This window comes from Paenibacillus sp. FSL R7-0340, assembly GCF_038002205.1.
Classification (GTDB): domain Bacteria; phylum Bacillota; class Bacilli; order Paenibacillales; family Paenibacillaceae; genus Paenibacillus; species Paenibacillus polymyxa_B.
Genome location: NZ_JBBOBY010000001.1, coordinates 660450 through 677861, shown reverse-complemented (window position 1 = coordinate 677861; position 17412 = coordinate 660450). Strand labels below are relative to the sequence as shown.

9 protein-coding genes are annotated in these 17412 nt (G+C 43.8%); all 9 read right to left on the bottom strand.

Going from position 1 to position 17412, the window contains the following annotated elements; genetic code table 11:
* Positions 1-176: 176 nt before the first annotated feature.
* Positions 177-1523: an efflux RND transporter periplasmic adaptor subunit gene (locus MKX59_RS03035; RefSeq protein WP_160788477.1), complete on the bottom strand. Its 1347-nt coding sequence runs from the start codon at positions 1521-1523 to the stop codon at positions 177-179.
* A gap of 19 nt (positions 1524-1542) precedes the next feature.
* Positions 1543-4680 (bottom strand): efflux RND transporter permease subunit, encoded by a 3138-nt coding sequence (locus MKX59_RS03030; protein ID WP_053326259.1) that lies wholly within the window; start codon positions 4678-4680, stop codon positions 1543-1545.
* 352 nt (positions 4681-5032) lie between these two features.
* A complete protein-coding gene (locus tag MKX59_RS03025) occupies positions 5033-9052 on the bottom strand; it encodes an S-layer homology domain-containing protein (RefSeq protein WP_075154854.1) in 4020 nt (1339 codons plus the stop codon).
* A gap of 190 nt (positions 9053-9242) precedes the next feature.
* Positions 9243-10373, bottom strand: coding sequence for a glycosyltransferase family 4 protein (locus MKX59_RS03020; RefSeq protein WP_013312307.1), 1131 nt, complete (start codon positions 10371-10373; stop codon positions 9243-9245).
* 137 nt (positions 10374-10510) lie between these two features.
* Positions 10511-11272 carry a WecB/TagA/CpsF family glycosyltransferase gene (locus tag MKX59_RS03015; RefSeq protein ID WP_025724242.1) on the bottom strand — a complete coding sequence of 254 codons (762 nt, stop codon included), beginning with the start codon at positions 11270-11272 and terminating at the stop codon, positions 10511-10513.
* An 8-nt stretch (positions 11273-11280) separates the two neighbouring features.
* Positions 11281-12417: a polysaccharide pyruvyl transferase CsaB gene (csaB, locus tag MKX59_RS03010; RefSeq protein ID WP_075154855.1), complete on the bottom strand. Its 1137-nt coding sequence runs from the start codon at positions 12415-12417 to the stop codon at positions 11281-11283.
* Entirely contained in the window at positions 12393-14408 is a 2016-nt protein-coding gene (locus tag MKX59_RS03005) for a DUF5693 family protein (protein ID WP_068938917.1), read from the bottom strand. The genes csaB and MKX59_RS03005 overlap by 25 nt, the downstream gene beginning before the upstream one ends.
* Before the next feature lie 259 nt (positions 14409-14667).
* Positions 14668-16386: a phospho-sugar mutase gene (locus MKX59_RS03000; protein ID WP_068938920.1), complete on the bottom strand. Its 1719-nt coding sequence runs from the start codon at positions 16384-16386 to the stop codon at positions 14668-14670.
* A gap of 98 nt (positions 16387-16484) precedes the next feature.
* Positions 16485-16931: a 3-hydroxyacyl-ACP dehydratase FabZ gene (gene fabZ, locus MKX59_RS02995; RefSeq protein ID WP_013312312.1), complete on the bottom strand. Its 447-nt coding sequence runs from the start codon at positions 16929-16931 to the stop codon at positions 16485-16487.
* Positions 16932-17412 lie beyond the last annotated feature (481 nt).

The window sequence follows — 17412 nt, the reverse complement described above, 5'->3', positions numbered from 1 at the left end:
ATTATTTCCGTACATCTGAGTCGGTCTTTAATGGAGTATATTCGTTAAGAATTATCCATAGAATATATAAAGTACATAAAGTCTATAGATTCTCTTGAAATCTAATACTCTAATACACTTTAAGTAGTAGGAATGACGGAGTAACAGTGATTTACAGTATATATAACCGAGACAAATTACTTCACTACATTAATCTTCGCGCCATCCGTAAGCAGACTAACGCCCTTAACGACAACATTTTGCCCTTCAGCAAGCCCCTTGGTTACCTCAACCTGTTTGGCACTTTCCTGGCCTGTCTGCACTTCTACCCGCTTAGCAACAGTTCCCTCCACTACATAAGCATACTTCTTCCCTGCCTGCTCCGTAATGGCATCCTGCGATACCAAAATGTTTTTAGGAGCTTCTGATTTCATGTATACAGTTACAACCATCCCTGATTTTAATTCGCCAGAACCATTAGGGACTGAAATCTCGACAGGATATGCCTTGAGATCATTATCCATTACCGGATTGACGGCCGATACTCTGGCCTCAATTCGCTTGTCTAAGGAGTCCACACCTACAGTCACAGATGAACCCACCCGCAACTTAAGAAGCTCAGATTCAGAAACGTTAACTTTGGCAATAATAGGATTGGTATTCGCTATTGTAGCAACCGCAGATTGTGCACTAACCATTTGCCCTTGGGTTCCTGTTACTACCGATATCGTGCCGGAAATCGGAGCTTTGACTACAGTATCCACTAATTGACTACGAGCTGTGTCTAAACTGGACTTAGCCTGATTGACAGAAGCACGAGCTACGTCAATGCCCGTTTTCTGTTGTGCAAGACGTAATGATTTTTGAGCATTATTATATGTTGTTTGCGCACTTTCCTTAGACGTTTGCGCATTATGAAGTGTGATCTGTGCATTCTCCACCGCAGTTACAGCCCTTCTATGCGCTATTTGAGACTGCTCTAACTCGGATTGAGAAAGAGCACCCGCACTAAACAGCTGTTGGTTGCGATTAAGCGTATTTTGAGCATCACGCACAGAACTCTGAGCATCTACCAGACTGGTCTGAGCTTGAGTGATCGTGTTGTCTTGCTGGACAAGCGCACTTTTGGCTTGATCCACGCTGGATTCTGCCTGCTGCACCGATTGCGCTGCACCTGACTCTGCCTGCTTTAAATTGGCCAGGGCAACCTGGTACGATTCCTGGGATTGCTTAATCGAGTCCCGCAAGTCCTTTTGGTCTATAGTAAACAATGTGTCGCCCTTATTTACTTTTTGCCCCACTGTAAGGTTAATGCTTTGAATTTTGCCACTAATTTTCGGAGACACCTGAGCCGTCTCTTTAGGAGCAAAGCTTCCAATAATACCTGTTGAATCGTTAATACTACCTTTGGTCACTTTTGCCACTTGGACCGGAATGGCTTGCTGCGCCGTAGTTGGTGCGGCAGGGGCCTCCCCCCCACCGCAACCCGCTAATGCAACTGATAAAAGCAAAGTTGTAGCAATCAGAGCACTTTTTTTATTCATTATGTTTCTCCACCTCACCTTATATATGAACACTTTTTTGTAGTTTCGCTTCTTTTTTTTGTTCTCTCTTTGCTTGTCTTTTTAATTTCCGATTCTTACGTTTTTCTATCATATTATCCATGATGACGTAGACTACCGGAATAAGAATCAATGTAATAACAGCTGCGAAGGATAACCCGAATACAACAACAACTGCCATCGGTGCTTGTGTCTCGTTACCACTGCCTGTAGCGAATGCCATTGGGAGTAAAGCTAGTACCGTAGCCAGCGTGGTCATCAAAATCGGACGCAACCGCTCAGACGCTCCATGAATAATAGCTTCATCCCGATCTTGGCCGTCTTTTCGGAGCTGAATTATAAAGTCAATCATAACAATGGCATTGTTGACGACCAAACCGACGAGCATGATGTAACCTGTCAAAGCTGAAACGCTGAGACTCGCCCCGGTTACAGCTAAACCGATAAGCACACCAATTACCGTAGGTGGAACGGAAAACATAATAACAAACGGTGTGAGCAACGATTCGAACTGTCCTGCCATAACCATATAAATGAGCACGACAGATAGCAAAATAGCTATCGCTAAGTTCATGAAAGACTCCATCATTTGTTCATTTTGGCCGCCACCCGTATCTGCACTGTAGCCCTCTGGGAAGTGAGTAGTCTTCAATAGAGCATCTATTTTTTGATTAATAGTAAGAATATCCCCTGTTCCATCAATATCAGCTGTAATCTGCACTTGACGCGTTTGGTCTTCACGAGTAACAGTATCGGGTACAGTCCGTTTATCAATACTTACTACGGAAGACAAAGGTACATCAATACCTTGCGAAGTGGTGATCCGTAAGGCTTTTAGATTTGACAAATCATGGCGGTTTTTCTCTGGCAACGATATCTTCACATCAATCTGATCTTCACCTGTACGATAGCTTGTGGCGACTGATCCATTAAAAGAAGTATTCACTGCAGATAAGATTTGGGTCGCTGATAAGCCATATCGACTTGCAAGTTCACGATTAACGGTAATCTCATATTCTTCGCGAACAGCACTCAAGGTACTTTTCACATTGACCGTACCCGGTATGTTTTTTACGTCCGCAACGAGATTGTCCGAGAGTTCTCTCAGGACGTCAATATCGTCACCTTTTAAGTTAATATTAACAGCCGCTCCGCTTGAAAGGCCTGTTGTAGACGCCATTGTAATCTCTGCATCTGGAATGCTATCAAATTTTTTACGAAGGCCATCAACTATAACATCTGTTGCCTGATGTCCATCCTTCAGTGTTACACTTAGATCTGCTGAGTTGGTTGGAGCTGCCCCTGAATAACCAGAATTGCCACCAGAACCAACAGTCACTGTCATTTTATCTAGATCCGGAACTTTCAAAATTTCTTTTTCTATATCTTGAACAACCTTTTCCGTTTCTTCCAAGACCGTTCCATTAGGAAGTTTCACATTAATTGTGAATTCCCCAGTATCGGATGCTGGGATAAATTCAGCCTTAACGAAAGGAACTAGAGCCCCAGCTGCCACAAACATTAATAAAGTAATAATTAACACAGATTTTCTATGGTTAATTCCCCACTTCAGTATACGGCGATACCCACTCTTAAATTTCTCGAAACCAATATTAAACCACACAATAGGGTTAACACCCTTATAAGTACCTGAAGAATAAATGGATTCATCTGGCACGGTAGGTAGCCAACGTGATCCCAGCATCGGCACAATCATAAGGGATACAAGCAAGGCTGCAATGTGAGAGAAAATAACTGTTAACGCCAACGGTTTAAATAGAACTCCCGCAATTCCGTCAACAAAAACAACTGGTAAAAATACTACGATCTGCGCAAGTGCAGATGCCATAACGGCATTACCCACCTGCTTGGAGCCATCAATAGCCCCTTGTAGCATGCTTTTCCCTTCATGTCGCTGTCTAAAAATATTCTCAATAATAACAACCGCAAAATCGACAAAGGATCCTAACCCCAGAAGCAAACCGCTCAGTGAGATAATATTAATGGTTTGTCCGGTGAAATACATCATCATAAACGTAGCTACGAAGGAAATTGGAATAACGATAGTAGCAATAATGGTAGAACGTATACTATTCAAAAATAACAGCAACACAATAGCTGCGATAATAAGTCCCAATATAGCATGCTCTACTAGTGAGTGTACGGAGTCGCTAATCGGTTTGGATGCATCTGTTACCATCTCCAATTGAGTTCCCGGAGGCAATTCCTTCCGTATCGAATCTAAACTATCCTTTACAGAATCGGCGATTGAAAGGGTATTCCCCCCTGTGGCTTTAGTAACAGAAATATTGATACTTGGCTTTCCGTTATAGGTAGAAATGGTTGTAACATCATCCAAGGAATCTTCAACTGTCGCGATGTCCTTTAGCTTAATGCTTCCCTTCCCTACTGGAATTGGCGTTTCACCCATTTCTGAAACAGCTTTGTATTCACCTTGAACCCGAAGTTGGATTTCTGTATTACCTCGGTACACCGAACCAGCAGAACCCGCTACGTTATTAGACGATAGCGCTTGGCTGATTTGATCTAGCGTAATGCCATAGCTTTGAAGTTTGGCTTGGTCTACAGTAATCTTCACAAGCCGAGCTTGCCCACCTGACATGTTGGCTGCAGCTACTCCCGCAATTCTTTCAAGCCGCGGCTCAATAATATCTTCAGCAATAGGCTTCAACTTGTTAATATCCTGGTCTCCTGTAAGAGAGAGCGTAATAACCGGCGTTGCGTTGAGATCCACCTTAAGGACACGCGGCGAATTAGCCGCCTTGGGAAGAGACCCTTTAACCCCATCAACTTTATCTCGCATGTCGAGGGTTGCTTGATTGATATCTACTCCCCAGTTAAATTGAATCATGACCATAGATGTTCCTTCTGAAGACTCGGACATGATTGTGTCCACGTTCTCAATAGAAGCCAGACTTTTCTCAATAGGTTTAGTAACCAATTCCTCAACTTCTGTAGGCGTTGCATTTGGAATACTAGTCACCACTGCAGCGAATGGCAGCTTCATATCCGGCATTTGCTCTACAGGAAGTCTTAACGCAAAAATACCGCCCCCGATTAACAAAGCAATAATTAACATAAATACTGTTACAGGACGGCGTATTGAAAACTGAGACATCTCATCACTCCCCACTCACTTCTCTATGTAATATTAAAACACACACATCCTCTACTACGATGAAATAGGCGTAAAGTTTCAGATAAATGTGCAAAAAAAACATATAGAAAAATAATAAACACATTTTGAGATAAATACTTAAAAAAAAGCAATTAATTACAGACGTTTAAGCCAAATCCAAAACCAAAACCATTGTAAGGCTAATCCACAATTTTTACCTCATTGATATTATGGCATAGGCCCTTAATCCCAGTCAAATAGCTGATTTATAAAAAACATCCCTCTCATGTATATGAAAGGGAATTACCATTTCGCATGGAGGGATGTTTAATAATTTCAGGTGTTTTGTTGATTAGATTTTAGGAAGCAGCTTTTTATCAGCCATAACTTTAGCTACAATAATCGCTGCATCTCCGCGCAAGGTCAAGGAAGTAGGATTAAACATATATCCCTTTTTCAGATCGCTTGCATCCACAGGTGACCCTGTGATAAAGCCTTTTTTGGCAATAGCCAATATAGATGCTTGCGCATAGTAATCAATCTTGTCCGCATCTTTAAAGGTCTTAGACAGGTTCTTCATGATCTTGTCATGATCTGTTTCCAGCTTCAAATTCAATGCCTTGGCAATAATGACTGCTGCATCTTGGCGTGTGATTACATCTTCCGGCATAAAGATTCTTGGTTGCGAACCTTTGACAATACCGGCGCGTGCAGCTGTTTCAATATAACGATAATCATAGAGCGCATCTGCTGATATCGTATTTGGAATAGACACGTCGTCGAAATGCTTCGCTCCGCTGAAATTAAGCGGAATTTGCAGACCTTTGACGATCATAGACGTAAATTCGCCTCTTTTAATGTAGCTGTCTGGTCCAAAGCTATTAATCGGATCCATTGGGTTCATAACACCTTTAGCCAAGATGGCTTCGATGTAATCTCTGGCGTATTTATGCTTAATGACATCACTATACGTTTCTCCAACTTTAGCAACTACATAGTAACCGAAACGATCAAACGGTACCTTAATGGTATGTTTTTTCGGATCCACCACACCACCAATGTTCTGCCAATCTTTAAGATCAGAATCAAAATAGAACACCGTCATTTGTTTCCCTGCATCCTGAGCGATACTGTTATCATACGTCAAAGTTAATGTTGCACGCTTGGATGGTACTAATTCATTAGAAGGATCACGCCAGTAGAAGTTTTTAATCTTGCTACTGTCATTTTGCGACTTGTTAGCCAATTGATAAGGATCGGCACCATAAGTTACCGGATCGTAATCATCTGTTTTAATGTCATCTGCTGTACCTGGGTCAATCCAGAATACTGGACTTGACTTGGTAAAACGATTTGGGAATTCTCTGTTAAAGTATCTACTTCCATCTGCAATCAAGCTCTGCATATCCGACAATGCTTTTTCGGTTTCAAATTCATGACGATCGACCACACCATCTTCGCTATTTGCTATCGCAAAGTACAAAGTGTGACCAGAGAAAACCTGGTTTTTGAACTGTTGCGGTTGATCGTAATCCCGACGAATCAGACTCGTTCCCTTTGCAAAAGCAAGTGTAAGATTGCCATCGAACACTTTGTGCGATGTTTTCATCGCTTCCATGTACTGCTCACCAGGAATATTAGTAGGCACATATTTAACAGTAATGGTCTGTTTCAATTTTTCTTTGCCTACAGTAACCACTACGTCAATTTTATTATCTTTGTTGGCTTTTAGACCTGTAACGATGGCTTTGTAAGTTGATGGATAATCAATGGTACCATCATAATCAGAGTCGAATCCCTCTTGAACTGCTGTTTCTTTACCTACCGTAACACTATCTGCATTACCTGCGTTTACAACAACTTGCACAAAGTTTTGATTCACGATTCTCTTTTCAGGGAGCGGACGCAAAATATCAAAAGATGTGGATTGACCTGATACTTGCAGTCGGAAAGTAGCAAATGGTCCGCTCTTGCCGCTATTGTACAAGGTAATGTTATAAGCTACTGGTGTTCCATCTTGCGAAATAGTTTGGTTTTTCAACACAAAGCTGAAATACTTTTTGTCCGGATGGTAGTACACAAGCAGGTCTTTTAAATCTTTATTTGTAAATTTATCTGTAGTAGAACCGGAATTGTATGTTGTCTTAGCATCTTCTGCTGAGAAAAACTCGTTACTCAGTGTCCAATTGACTTCACTGTCATCCGATCCCTTAATCTCCAAAATATATTGATCTTTATTAGCAATATCACTTAACGAACCATTTACCTGATCTGCTTTACCCAAATCAGCAATACTGAAAGTACCAAATACATTGATATTTTTCAGAGATGTATTGTAGTTAGTGTCATCCACTTTGGTGAAATTAGCATCTTTTGATTTCGGAGCAATTTCGCTGTATTTCGGCGTATTGCTCAAGCCGCTAACTGGTGTAAAAGGGATGATTCCTTGTGTATTCGGAACAGGAATTACTGGAATATTCGTCTGTGTAAAGTTTACTTTTACCGTATTGCTATACTCAATACCTGGCTTGTATACAAACTTGATTTCATTATTCCCGTTCGCCAAGGCATTGGCTGCGGCTGTTTCCGAGGAAGCAGCAAGCTTGAAGTCCGCTCCTGAACCATCCAAATCAACCAATACATTATTAACATACAGGAATACATTTCGGTTACTTCCAGTGTAATGAATATCTGCTGCGTTGCTCACATCAAGCAATTTACCTTTAAAGTAGCCCAGTTGAGTCAATTTATAGGTGTTCAAGTTTGAGCTGGATGTATTCAACGGAATTTGTTGCCCATCATAAATCGTATCGTATTTCATGAACGGACCCTGCAACAGATTCACCGTTGCTTTAATTAACTTGGTCGAGTCACCATTCAGATAAAAATTCAGTACATTTTGTCCTTCTTTAGGCAAAGTGTCTACATAAGCAACAATTTTCTTCACTTGCGTTGACTTACCATTGATTGTACGAATTACATCTTGAGGAGACCCTACAGTATGAACCGATACTCCGGAAAGCTCATTAATTGAAGAAGGTGCGCCATTAACAACGATAAACTCCATACCTACAGGTACAGATGCAGCATCTGTAGTCTTGTTCTTCATAGAGCTACCTGTTAATTTCATAGCTTCATCTAGAGCAGCTGCCTGATCAGACCCGCTTCCATTAATTCTGTTCAACAATTGAGTATTAAAATCAGGAAGATAGTTAACATCATCAATATACGGCTGAGTGCTACTGCGCAATGTAAATTGGACAGCCGATGGAGCTGGAGGTGTACTGCTATCCGTATAAGTTATGCCCAGGGATGCCCTGGTCAAATGATCAAGTACAGCTTCCGAAGGTACAGTCACCTGAAATGGATATACTTTATAGCCATTTGATGTAACTATATTTGCAGTATCAATTGTGGCATCAACCCCAGTTGCACTACCCACAGCACTACCATTGTTACTCACATCGGTAAAACGTGCATTGATTGTGGCCACTCCTGGATCGGTCGCACCAGCTGGTACCAAAACGTTACCTTTTAAAACCACACCACTTGTAGACGATACAGTAAAGTCAGGCGAAGTGGTCAGATCGGCAGAAACATTCCCATCCTTGTTCAAGGTCAAATCAGAGAATTCCGGTTTACCCGTATAAATCGTAATTTCACGTGTAACTGTGAGGGCCTGAGTTCCGTTGCCCACTTTAATAGTCACTATATTTTTACCTGGACTGAGTACCACACTACCTGTTAATTTATATGCGGTATAAGAGTTAACTGTGTACGTATTACTGCTTTTTGCAGACGTGAGCGTTACACTGTCAGCATTAGGAGCCGTACCTTGAATGACTACTTTTACATCATCCGTACCGCTATTGCGTGCGTCTGTCAGCACCGCTGTCTGATTCTCTAGCAACTGCTCGGTTGCACCATTCAGCGTAGCAGATAGATCATAAAGCTTAGGTCCATCCTGATACTCAATGTAAATGGAGTCCTTCATATCAGCCGAATTTTGGCTACTTTGAAATGTAATCCGGTTCAAACCAGGAAACAGTTTAATGTCTGTAACTTTAAGCGTAGAGCCACTGACCGTAATTCCGCCTTTTTGACTCTCGTTCTTATTAACTACGTTAAGGTTTGTTCCATTTTTAGAGAGTTGGAATACACTATAAGATATAGTACTTCCGTTCACTCCGTTAATCGTACCGTTAACTGTAACTCGGTCAGTGTTTACCATTCTAGCCGAATCCACATCATATTTTTCACTTGGAAAAATAAAATAAGTTCCCGTCGCAGCATGAGCCGTACCTACCAGGGCCGCCGGCACCAAGCCAATGATGAGACCAACCGTCAGCAACATGGATAGCAATCGTTTCAAATCATTGTCCTCCTTTGATTCTGTCGCACCTTGGGGTACGTAATCATTCAATACTTTTTTTATCGGTAGTAAACATACAAAAAATTAGTAAATTCTCAAAAAAGGAGGGAGTTTTTTTACAGCAAACATCAAAAAAGCCTTCAAACCCGCGGTATACCGCCAAGCTTGAAGGCTTACTTTTAAATTAAAATTATAATTTCGAACGTGTTTGGGAATCTGGCTTAGCCAGCAACCGAATCAGTGTGTTAATAACTGGGCGTTTGGTCTTGCCAACAAGACCAATAACCTCTGCACCGATCTGTAGGAAGAACATCATAATACAAATCACGACAAAGGTGACCCAGTTCGCTTCATTAAGCGCAGCAGACGATTGAATCACGGCCAATACACCGAAAAATGCAGCAATACCGTAGATAATCAACACCGTCTGTCTGTGACTGAAACCTAGTTCGCGTAAGCAGTGATGCAAATGACCTTTATCCGGAGAGAAAATCGGTTTTTTCTGCAACTTGCGACGAATGATAGCAAAGAATGTATCTGACAAAGGTACACCGATAATAATCAATGGCGTAATAAAAGATACGATAGCAATTTGCTTGAAACCAAGCATGGATAGCATGGCCAGACAGAAACCTAAAAATAATGACCCTGTATCACCCATGAATATTTTCGCAGGATGAAAGTTGAAAAATAAAAATCCGATAATGCTGCCCAGCAGCACAAGACAAAGCATAGCTACCATGTAATTGCCCATCAATACCGACATCACAAAGATAGTTCCAATCGCAATTCCTGAGACACCTGCAGCCAGTCCATCCAGACCGTCAATCAAATTGATGGCATTCGTTACACCTACGATCCAAAAAATCGTAAGCGGAATGGAAATCCAGCTTTCCAAAGATGAGTATGCATCCTGAAAAGGTACATTTACAAAATCTACACGAATATCAAAAGCAAACACGACCATACACGCAACGGCAATTTGAGCCAAAAATTTCAATTTTGCATTGAGATCAAAACGATCATCGAGAGCACCAATCAGTGTAATCAGCGTACCACCAATCAGAAAGGCTGCGATAAAGTTAATATCCCGAGAGGACAGCATTCCGTCAGGCACAAAAGGTAACACCGCCAATAAGGACAACAGAAATGCCAAGAAAATCCCCAGTCCGCCAAGACGCGGCATAATTCGGGTATGTACTTTTCGGGCATTCGGTACATCGACGGCTCCAACCTTCACAGCGAATTTCTTGACGAGCGGTGTCAGTAACAGCGCAAGTCCCAGTGCCATGATGAACCCAATAATATAGATCAATAACATTTGATCATTCGACCCCCAATTTTAAAGCAATCCCTTTTCAGATGTAACCGCATTGAATTATACTCTGATCAAAAATAAATACCAAGCTTCATATTCTGGCAAATTAGCGGGTTTTGTAGGCAGATTCAAGCTATTTATCACACTTTTGTGACGTTTTCTTTTTCGCGCATCACTTTCGCGGCGAATTTCGGCAGCGCAAGCATTCTTTTGTAACGGCTTGGCTCTTTAAGGAGTCTATATAACCATTCAGCCCGTAGCTTTTGAAACAATTTAGGTGCGCGTTTGGTTCTGCCTGATATAACATCGAAGCTACCGCCAACCCCCATCATCACCGGTACACCCAGCTGTTCCTTATATTTACCAATCCAGGGTTCCTGCGTGTCCGCTCCACGTGCTACAAACAACAAATCAGGATTTGCTTCACGAATGGCTGCAATCACGGCTTCATCCTCTTTAGGTCCAAAAAAACCATCACGCTTGCCACAAACCGTAATTGCGGGATAAAGCTCATGTACCCGCTTTGCGGTCGCTTGAATCACCTCAGATGTTGATCCCAGTAAATAAACCTTCCAATGATAGTTTTCTCCAGCTGCAAGTAATTCATGTAACAAGTCAAAGCCCGCTACCCGCTCAGGTACAGGATGTCCTACATAGTTTGCAGCCCAGACCACGCCAGTCCCATCCGGAACAATCAACTCTGCCTGTTTCATCACGTTCATGTACACTGGATCTTCCAATGCAGCCATTACCATAATCGGATTGGCAGTGATCACTTGATGGGGCTGGCGAGACTCCACTGCTTGAACTAATACATTTAATGTATCTTTCATATTAAGCCTTGATACCGGAACACCGAAAATCGGGACGGTAGGCACATTCGTAACCTTATCAACTGTCACTGTATCCATCATCCTTTGCGACACAAGTAATTAACGATATGCTGTGCCGGTAAGCGAGCCTCACTTTTTAACAAAGCAATGGCCGCTCCCTGGCTCTCGATCCATTGACTTCGCTGATCTAGCAACCGCATAGACTCATTAGCCAGTTTTTGTCCATCCAGTGCCTCTGTAGTGCCTACAGGCTGGCTACCGACACGGCTGAGGAAATGGTCAATTTTAGGATCGTAGGATATCCCCAACGGAGGCACCTGGTGGGATGCTGCATAGATCAAGCTGTGTAATCGCATCCCGATCATCAAACTGCAACGGCTGACTTCCAAAAGCATCTGTTGAGGATCGGTGACTTGATCACACATGCTGACAAGGCTCCCCGTCCCCCTAATATCCCCCAACAAATCCATTACCATCCTTGAAGCCTGCTCGTCATCAGGCAGATGGAAAGGTAAAAAGCGTAAGTGTACACGGCGCTCAGCAGCTAATCTTTTTAAGCCGTCCGCAATAGCCGTTAAATCGCGACGTTCCTTATCCCAATAACGTACAGATACGCCAACGATCGGAAGTTTATCCATATCAGTCTCAAATGCTGCTTTATGCAGCTCGGAACCCGGGGGCAATGGAAGCCCCATTACCGGATCAGGAACAACTTCGACAACCGGGCGCTTCAGTTTCATAGTACCCAGCAGTGCGGCAGACTGCTCATCTCTTACAGAAACATATTCACAGCGCTGAAACACAGAACGGATCATAGGATAAAATATCTTCCGTTGTACCGGACCAATGCCCTGAGCATATACAAACGTCGGCTTTCCAGCCCATTGGGCCAGTTTCAGAATTGCCAGATAATACGGAATGCTTTTAGGGCTTGTTGCATCCTGGAGCAAACTCCCGCCGCCACTTATTAGCCCATCGCTGTTTTTAATCGCTCTACGAACTTCCCCCAGACTCATCCGCGGTACAGCTTCTACTCCGTACATTTTCTGTGTCCAAGCGGGGTCAGAAGACAGAACAACAGGCTTGATTGTAATCCCCGCCTGACGACTCTCCTCCTCTAAAGCTGTCAAAATCGACTTAAGCACGGCCTCATCTCCACTATTGTGAGAGCCGTAATAACCCGAGATGATTATCGTTTGAGCTGTGGTGACCATTTCTTCCAACACCCTTCCAGCACTTGCCACACGACAATTGCGATGATTCCCAGCACCAGACCGAAGCCCAATCCTAACAGCCCGCGACTAAGCGACAGTGCCGCTGGAGAGTGAATGTGAGCAAAGGTATCCACCATAGAGGCTTGGCCAATAGCAGCTATAATCAGTAAATAGATTGCTTTGCGATATTTCAAAGCCAGGAACGCCCCTGCAATAAACAGTGGGTGAGCCATCAAAAATTCCTTATTGCGCGGACGTACACCAAACGCATTTTCAAGGAAGTTCCGGAAAACCAGCTCCGTGTTCGACACCGTACCCGCATTTCCGGTACGAGTCAAATAGTAATAGCCTGCGGCTGCGATAACAGCCAGTGCGATCACCCACAATACAGTAATCGGCGTACGTAGCAGCTTGGAAATTTCCTCCCGTATAGAAACACCACGATAAAAGAAAATATATATCGCTGCTAAGAAGATCGGCAGAATGTGAAGCAAGCTTACACCTCTAAATTGGTTCAGCACAAGGCTGTAAGCAATACTATTCAACAGAGCAATAACAAAAGGCACTGCAGCCAGCGACAAAATCGCTGTCTGTACGTACAGTATAAGCGTTTGAATCAAACGCTGACCTACAGAAAGTTCGGACCCCTGTTCACGTTTAATTCTAATCGTACGCACGGCGATAATCATTGCAACCGTAGGTCCGCTAATCGCCGCGAGTAGGGCTAGACCTTGCTCCATCAAGCTGGAGTTCAAAACATAAAGTCCTGCTGAACCTACCAAACCGAGTGAAAATGCCAGCAAAGTCAATGCCGGGACGAAATAGGACACCATAATGGAGAAGAATGCCAGTGCACCCAGTACGACAATCATTTTCAGATAGCGCTGAATGGACGAATCGACGACTTGGAACGGTTCAGCCTGTCCAAGTTCAAACCCCTTTTTCTCCATCCGTTGTACAGCGTTACCCGGCTTGTCCAAGCTGTGGATTAGGTTATCTACCGAATCCTTCACCTTGGCTTCAGCAATACTACGGCTAGGCGCGGTATTCAGATACAACATGCGAATATTACGATCCTTGGTAGCCAATGCAAAACGATCGGCCAACGTTTCCACATCGAGCGTTGAATCTTTATCGCTCAATGAGTATAAACGCACAACGTTATAGTGGATATCGTAAGCGAGCTTATTGAAGCCTGCTTGCGGTTTTTTTAAGTTTTCGATAGCAGCTAGGCCAATATCGTATTTGTTCAGCAATTTAGCAAATGCCGCCAAGCTATGCTCTTTCTCGTTATCAGTGAAGCCTTTGACTGAATCACCTTCAAACAAAATGCGTTTTACACCATTCTGCTGAAAGGAAGCAAGCATCTCTTCCGTCAACTCCTGGTTGTAAGGAAGACTGTCGCTCATCCGTGGAACAATAAAAAATCCTTTGCTCCGAAGCTGCTTCATCGCAATCGGGTCAGGCTGCATGGGCTTGAGATACGCATCCTCTGGAGATGTTTCCACAACTAACCCTTCCTGTCCCTGATAAGTCCAAGGTTTTACATTGATGTCCAGGCTTGTAAACGTACGTAAAATTAACGGCTTTAATGCCTCGGCATTTTCTTTATCAGCGAAAACAATATACGTAAAATTCTCATTTGCAGGTGAAAGCCGTTTTTCCATATCGGCAACGTTCTGAGTCGTATAGGTTACGACGCGACCCGCTTTACGGAAATCATCCAACGTACTTTCATACATAGCCATGCTGTTCACACCCGCTTGCTGTAAGCGGTCAAGTTGCTCATTCAGATAGTCCTGCGGGTGAGCCTGATACGAGGCTGCCTCCGTCAAATCCCGATAATCGAATACAATCTCTACTTTTTTACTCGAGGATTCTGTCTTCACACGATCGGCGATGACCGGAATGGAAGCCAGCAAGCCGACAGCCACCAAAATCCATAACCATTTTCGAGAAGCCGCATTCCAATACTGCCATTTCTGATACACCAAAGAACCTCCTTAATATTCGGGATTTTGCAAAATTCAATGCTGCCCACCTTGCCGTACTCAGCCTTTTGGTAGGTCACTCATTGAATTTTGCAAAATCCTCCGTTGCCGGAATAAGGCTATTTTCCCAAAGCCTCTTCCAGGTTATTCTGCAATACAGAAATGACCTCCACGGCGTACTGCCCTTTGCCGTGAGAGGTCACCGATTACTATATCTTATCCAATTACCTTAACCTATTCTATTATAAAGGGATTTTTCTCAAGCGTCTACGCGAGCCATAACAGCATCGACCAGGTGGCTGATTCTTTGCTCCGCGTCTGACAGCGAGGAACCGCGTACCGCAAAGTATACTTTGATTTTTGGCTCCGTTCCCGAAGGGCGCAGGCAAAACCACGAACCGTCCTCCAGTAAAAATTTGAGTACATTTTCCTGTGGAAGTCCGTCCAGACCTTGTGAGTAGTCCAGTACCTTGTCTACCTTCACGCCTGCAATCTCTTGAGGCGCGTTGCTACGCCAATCGGTCATTTTGCCCTGAATTTGTGCCACTCCATCCTTACCCTTAAGGGTACGAGACTCCAGCTTCTCAAGGAAGTAGCCAAACTGCTCATACAGCTCTTGTAAAACATCATAGAGCGTCTTACCTTGTGTGCTGTAATAAGCAGCAGCTTCAGCGATCAGCATAGCCGCCAAGACAGCATCCTTATCGCGAGCATAATTCCCTGCCAAATAACCATAGCTCTCTTCATAGCCAAACAGGTAGGTGTACTCGCCAGTTTCGTCAAACTGGTTCATTTTCTCGCCAATATACTTGAAGCCAGTTAGCGTGTTAAACACAGTTGCTCCAAAATGTTCGGCAATGACTGCACCCATTTCGCTGGTTACGATGGTTTTGATAACCGCCCCATTATTCGGAAGCTTGCCTGTTTCTTTTAGCTGATTCAATAAGTAGTAAACCATGATCGCGCCAGATTGATTGCCGGACAATACCACATATTCGCCATCACGGTTTTTCACAACTGCACCCATGCGGTCAGCATCAGGGTCTGTTCCGATCAACAGATCCGCACCAATTTTCTCACCCAGCGCGATTGCCAGTTTAAACGCATCACGTTCTTCCGGGTTTGGCGACTTGACAGTCGAAAATTCAGCATCTGGCAGCTCTTGCTCAGGCACTATATGCACCTGTTCAAAACCGATCTTCTTCAGCACACGACGAACCGGTTCATTTCCAGTACCATGGAGAGGTGTAAACACAACTTTGAAGTTTTTGCCTGGTCCGGCTGCAATCAGCTCACGGTTCACACTCACACTGGCTACCGTATCTACAAACGCTTCATCTTCCTCTTCTCCAAGCCAAACCAACAATCCCTGTGCCTCTGCTTCCTCACGTGTCAAACTGCGAATGTCGGCAAAAGAAGGAACCTCACGGATATAACTAATTACCTGTTCAGCCTGATCTGGAACAAGCTGACCCCCTTCATCGTTGTATACCTTGTATCCATTATACTCAGGAGGATTGTGACTCGCTGTCACAACGATCCCTCCACTGGCTCCCAAATGACGTACACTAAACGAAAGCTGTGGCGTTGGACGCAAGGAAGGGAACAACTTAGCCACGATACCATTGCCCGCCAGCACCAAAGCTGCATCCAGAGCAAATTCCGGTGAAAAATGACGCGAATCATGTGCAATGACAACCGAAGGTTTGCCTTCTTTACCAGCATGCTGTTCTAAAATATAGCGAGCCAGCCCTTGAGTCGCACGTCCAATGACGTAACGGTTCATCCGGTTACTTCCTGCCCCGATCACTCCACGCAGACCGCCTGTACCAAATTCCAGCTCTTTGTAAAAGCGATCCTCCAGTTCCTGCTCGTTGCCTTCCAATGCGCGCAACTCCTGTTTGGTCTCTTCATCAATATAAGGGTCTTGCAGCCAGCTCTCAATGCCTTCTAATGCTTTTCTACTCAACTGCGTCATACGGAATTTCCCCTCTCCATTTTTGGGTTGTCAAAACAGGATTTCTATGTACACATGCACTCAGTTCAGACGTCGTGCTTATGTCGGCAGAGCTTTATTTATTGGGGAGGGTCAGATAAAGCAAACATAATTTCGCCCTCAGCTACTACCGTATCGCCTACTTTAGCCGTAGCTTTCCCTTTGCCAAATGCGCCTTTGGAACGAGTGATTTCCACTTCAAGCGTCAGCGTATCCCCAGGAACCACCTGTCCACGGAAACGGAAACCATCCAACCCTGCCAAGAACCCGATTTTGCCACGATTGCTCTCTAGATGCAGTAATGCGACAGCCCCAACTTGAGCCAGTGCTTCGGTGATCAACACACCGGGCATAACGGGATACCCCGGAAAATGTCCAATGAAATGAGGCTCATTCATCGTTACATTTTTAATGCCCACTGCTCTTTTCCCTTCCTCCAGCTCAATAATACGATCCACCAATAAAAATGGCGCTCGATGTGGGATAATCTCCTGAATTTGATTAACATCCAATTGCAATTTGTCCATTTACCTTAATAACTCCTCCCGCTTGCAGGTTTGACTCTGTATCAGTCATGAGTTACTGCAAGCATAATATTACCCCGCCTGCGCTGCATAAAAACAGCTCTTGGCGGCAACAATGTTAGATATCCTTCACCTACTGCAGAAGTGGAGGTTGAGATAAGGGGCTTTTTCCGCCGGTTATGCAACCTGAGGCGCGAAGAAGCCCTTTTGCCCGTGCTTGGTTTTACCCCGCAGTGTTATAAACTTCCCCATCATTATACAGTTATCAGATACAAAAAGAAAATTACGCGGAAGTACCATATTGGGTGCTCCTATTATGGGGGTGAAGCGAAGTTTCATTTGAGTCAAGGGGGGAAAGGGCTACGGGGATGGATCATTCTTCCGATCGCTGTTAACCTCGGATTTTTTCATTGTATAAGAATTCAAAGGTAAAATCCGAGGTTAAAGGCGAACGCTATCGCTTCTTCAGAACGATTCCATCCCC